This is a genomic window from Streptococcus infantis (genome assembly GCF_018499575.1).
GTDB classification, from domain to species: Bacteria; Bacillota; Bacilli; order Lactobacillales; family Streptococcaceae; genus Streptococcus; species Streptococcus infantis_K.
Genome location: NZ_JAHDAP010000005.1, coordinates 1 through 5,203 on the forward strand (window position 1 = coordinate 1; position 5,203 = coordinate 5,203).

2 tRNA genes and 3 rRNA genes are annotated in these 5,203 nt (G+C 49.4%); all 5 read right to left on the minus strand.

What is annotated here, in order from left to right:
* Window position 1 precedes the first annotated feature (1 nt).
* Window positions 2-117, minus strand: a 5S ribosomal RNA gene (gene rrf, locus KJR31_RS08485).
* Window positions 118-194: 77 nt separating this feature from the next.
* A 23S ribosomal RNA gene (locus tag KJR31_RS08490) occupies window positions 195-3,097 on the minus strand.
* 124 nt (window positions 3,098-3,221) lie between these two features.
* A tRNA-Ala gene (locus KJR31_RS08495) sits at window positions 3,222-3,294 on the minus strand.
* 50 nt (window positions 3,295-3,344) lie between these two features.
* Window positions 3,345-4,893 (minus strand): 16S ribosomal RNA (locus KJR31_RS08500).
* The 16S, 23S and 5S rRNA genes sit together here with 2 tRNA genes alongside, the layout of an rRNA operon.
* Before the next feature lie 238 nt (window positions 4,894-5,131).
* A tRNA-Glu gene (locus tag KJR31_RS08505) sits at window positions 5,132-5,203 on the minus strand.

A 5,203-nucleotide genomic window follows, 5' to 3' on the forward strand; every position in this document is an offset into this window, starting at 1 on the left:
AGCTAAGCGACTTCCATATCTCACAGGGGGCAACCCCCAACTACTTCCGGCGTTCTAGGGCTTAACTTCTGTGTTCGGCATGGGAACAGGTGTATCTCCTAGGCTATCGTCACTTAACTTTGAGTCTTACATACTCAAAATTGAATATCTATCAAATTACAAGAAATCCTTACGCTTTCGTATTCTCAGTTACTTTGGATAAGTCCTCGAGCTATTAGTATTAGTCCGCTACATGTGTCGCCACACTTCCACTTCTAACCTATCTACCTGATCATCTCTCAGGGCTCTTACTGATATAAAATCATGGGAAATCTCATCTTGAGGTGGGTTTCACACTTAGATGCTTTCAGCGTTTATCCCTTCCCTACATAGCTACCCAGCGATGCCTTTGGCAAGACAACTGGTACACCAGCGGTAAGTCCACTCTGGTCCTCTCGTACTAGGAGCAGATCCTCTCAAATTTCCTACGCCCGCGACGGATAGGGACCGAACTGTCTCACGACGTTCTGAACCCAGCTCGCGTGCCGCTTTAATGGGCGAACAGCCCAACCCTTGGGACCGACTACAGCCCCAGGATGCGACGAGCCGACATCGAGGTGCCAAACCTCCCCGTCGATGTGAACTCTTGGGGGAGATAAGCCTGTTATCCCCAGGGTAGCTTTTATCCGTTGAGCGATGGCCCTTCCATACGGAACCACCGGATCACTAAGCCCGACTTTCGTCCCTGCTCGAGTTGTAGCTCTCGCAGTCAAGCTCCCTTATACCTTTACACTCTGCGAATGATTTCCAACCATTCTGAGGGAACCTTTGGGCGCCTCCGTTACCTTTTAGGAGGCGACCGCCCCAGTCAAACTGCCCGTCAGACACTGTCTCCGATAGGGATCACCTATCCGGGTTAGAGTGGCCATAACACAAGGGTAGTATCCCAACAACGTCTCCTTCGAAACTGGCGTCCCGAGCTCATAGACTCCTACCTATCCTGTACATGTGGTACAGACACTCAATATCAAACTGCAGTAAAGCTCCATGGGGTCTTTCCGTCCTGTCGCGGGTAACCTGCATCTTCACAGGTACTAAAATTTCACCGAGTCTCTCGTTGAGACAGTGCCCAAATCATTACGCCTTTCGTGCGGGTCGGAACTTACCCGACAAGGAATTTCGCTACCTTAGGACCGTTATAGTTACGGCCGCCGTTTACTGGGGCTTCAATTCATACCTTCGCGTTACCGCTAAGCACTCCTCTTAACCTTCCAGCACCGGGCAGGCGTCACCCCCTATACATCATCTTACGATTTAGCAGAGAGCTGTGTTTTTGATAAACAGTTGCTTGGGCCTATTCACTGCGGCTGACCTAAAGTCAGCACCCCTTCTCCCGAAGTTACGGGGTCATTTTGCCGAGTTCCTTAACGAGAGTTCTCTCGCTCACCTGAGGCTACTCGCCTCGACTACCTGTGTCGGTTTGCGGTACGGGTAGAGTATGTTTAAACGCTAGAAGCTTTTCTTGGCAGTGTGACGTCACTAACTTCGCTACTAAACTTCGCTCCCCATCACAGCTCAATGTTATAGAACTAAGCATTTAACTCAATTCACACCTCACTGCTTAGACAGACACTTCCAATCGTCTGCTTTAGTTAGCCTACTGCGTCCCTCCATCACTACATACTCTAGTACAGGAATATCAACCTGTTGTCCATCGGATACACCTTTCGGTCTCTCCTTAGGTCCCGACTAACCCAGGGCGGACGAGCCTTCCCCTGGAAACCTTAGTCTTACGGTGGACAGGATTCTCACCTGTCTTTCGCTACTCATACCGGCATTCTCACTTCTATGCGTTCCAGCACTCCTCACGGTATACCTTCTCCACACATAGAACGCTCTCCTACCATACCTATAAAGGTATCCACAGCTTCGGTAAATTGTTTTAGCCCCGGTACATTTTCGGCGCAGGGTCACTCGACTAGTGAGCTATTACGCACTCTTTGAATGAATAGCTGCTTCTAAGCTAACATCCTAGTTGTCTGTGCAACCCCACATCCTTTTCCACTTAACAATTATTTTGGGACCTTAGCTGGTGGTCTGGGCTGTTTCCCTTTCGACTACGGATCTTAGCACTCGCAGTCTGACTGCCGACCATAATTCATTGGCATTCGGAGTTTATCTGAGATTGGTAATCCGGGATGGACCCCTCACCCAAACAGTGCTCTACCTCCAAGAATCTTGATGTCGACGCTAGCCCTAAAGCTATTTCGGAGAGAACCAGCTATCTCCAAGTTCGTTTGGAATTTCTCCGCTACCCACAAGTCATCCAAGCACTTTTCAACGTGCCCTGGTTCGGTCCTCCAGTGCGTCTTACCGCACCTTCAACCTGCTCATGGGTAGGTCACATGGTTTCGGGTCTACGACATAATACTAAAGCGCCCTATTCAGACTCGGTTTCCCTACGGCTCCGTCTCTTCAACTTAACCTCGCATCATATCGTAACTCGCCGGTTCATTCTACAAAAGGCACGCTCTCACCCATTAACGGGCTCGAACTTGTTGTAGGCACACGGTTTCAGGTTCTATTTCACTCCCCTCCCGGGGTGCTTTTCACCTTTCCCTCACGGTACTGGTTCACTATCGGTCACTAGGGAGTATTTAGGGTTGGGAGATGGTCCTCCCAGATTCCGACGGGATTTCTCGTGTCCCGCCGTACTCAGGATTCTGCTAGGTACAAAGACTATTTAAAATACGAGGCTCTCACTCTCTTTGGCTGATCTTCCCATATCATTCTTCTATAATCTTTGAGTCCACATTGCAGTCCTACAACCCCGAAGAGTAAACTCTTCGGTTTGCCCTTCTGCCGTTTCGCTCGCCGCTACTAAGGCAATCGCTTTTGCTTTCTCTTCCTGCAGCTACTTAGATGTTTCAGTTCACTGCGTCTTCCTCCTCATATCCTTAACAGATATGGGTAACAGGTAGTACCTGTTGGGTTCCCCCATTCGGAAATCCCTGGATCATCGCTTACTTACAGCTACCCAAGGCATATCGTCGTTTGTCACGTCCTTCTTCGGCTCCTAGTGCCAAGGCATCCACCGTGCGCCCTTATTAACTTAACCTTATTTTTTGACCTTTCAGTCATAAACTCTTATTAATACTACAGCGTTTTCGGTTTATTTTCTTGTTACTATTTGATATAGATATTCAATTTTCAATGTGCATGACTTGGTGATCTCTCACCAATGGAGCCTAGCGGGATCGAACCGCTGACCTCCTGCGTGCAAAGCAGGCGCTCTCCCAGCTGAGCTAAGGCCCCACAAGACCTCTCAAGACTAAACAAGACCAATGTGCTTTCCTTATCCTTAGAAAGGAGGTGATCCAGCCGCACCTTCCGATACGGCTACCTTGTTACGACTTCACCCCAATCATCTATCCCACCTTAGGCGGCTGGCTCCTAAAAGGTTACCTCACCGACTTCGGGTGTTACAAACTCTCGTGGTGTGACGGGCGGTGTGTACAAGGCCCGGGAACGTATTCACCGCGGCGTGCTGATCCGCGATTACTAGCGATTCCGACTTCATGTAGGCGAGTTGCAGCCTACAATCCGAACTGAGACTGGCTTTAAGAGATTAGCTTGCCGTCACCGACTTGCGACTCGTTGTACCAGCCATTGTAGCACGTGTGTAGCCCAGGTCATAAGGGGCATGATGATTTGACGTCATCCCCACCTTCCTCCGGTTTATTACCGGCAGTCTCGCTAGAGTGCCCAACTAAATGATGGCAACTAACAATAGGGGTTGCGCTCGTTGCGGGACTTAACCCAACATCTCACGACACGAGCTGACGACAACCATGCACCACCTGTCACCTCTGTCCCGAAGGAAAACTCTATCTCTAGAGCGGTCAGAGGGATGTCAAGACCTGGTAAGGTTCTTCGCGTTGCTTCGAATTAAACCACATGCTCCACCGCTTGTGCGGGCCCCCGTCAATTCCTTTGAGTTTCAACCTTGCGGTCGTACTCCCCAGGCGGAGTGCTTAATGCGTTAGCTACGGCACTAAACCCCGGAAAGGGTCTAACACCTAGCACTCATCGTTTACGGCGTGGACTACCAGGGTATCTAATCCTGTTTGCTCCCCACGCTTTCGAGCCTCAGCGTCAGTTACAAGCCAGAGAGCCGCTTTCGCCACCGGTGTTCCTCCATATATCTACGCATTTCACCGCTACACATGGAATTCCACTCTCCCCTCTTGCACTCAAGTTAAACAGTTTCCAAAGCGTACTATGGTTAAGCCACAGCCTTTAACTTCAGACTTATCTAACCGCCTGCGCTCGCTTTACGCCCAATAAATCCGGACAACGCTCGGGACCTACGTATTACCGCGGCTGCTGGCACGTAGTTAGCCGTCCCTTTCTGGTAAGATACCGTCACAGTGTGAACTTTCCACTCTCACACTCGTTCTTCTCTTACAACAGAGCTTTACGATCCGAAAACCTTCTTCACTCACGCGGCGTTGCTCGGTCAGACTTCCGTCCATTGCCGAAGATTCCCTACTGCTGCCTCCCGTAGGAGTCTGGGCCGTGTCTCAGTCCCAGTGTGGCCGATCACCCTCTCAGGTCGGCTATGTATCGTTGCCTTGGTGAGCCGTTACCTCACCAACTAGCTAATACAACGCAGGTCCATCTGGTAGTGATGCAATTGCACCTTTTAAGCAGTTATCATGCGATATCTACTATTATGCGGTATTAGCTATCGTTTCCAATAGTTATCCCCCGCTACCAGGCAGGTTACCTACGCGTTACTCACCCGTTCGCAACTCATCCGGAAAGAGCAAGCTCCTTCCTTCAGCGTTCTACTTGCATGTATTAGGCACGCCGCCAGCGTTCGTCCTGAGCCAGGATCAAACTCTCATTAAAAGTTTGAGTTCTCACTCATTTCTGTCACTGACAGATTTATTGTTTTTTTCATTGTTCAGTACTACAACATAAAGTTGTAGTGCCCTGCACATTGGTTCGTCTTGTTCAGTTTTCAAAGGTCTTTGCCTCTCACTTCTCTCATGAGCGACAACTATATTAGTATATCACAGTCACTTTTAACTGTCAACAGGTTTTTTTAACTTTTTTATATCCTATTAACCTATCTGCAATACACCCATAGTCCGTACGGGATTCGAACCCGTGTTACCGCCGTGAAAAGGCGGTGTCTTAACCCCTTGACCAACGGACC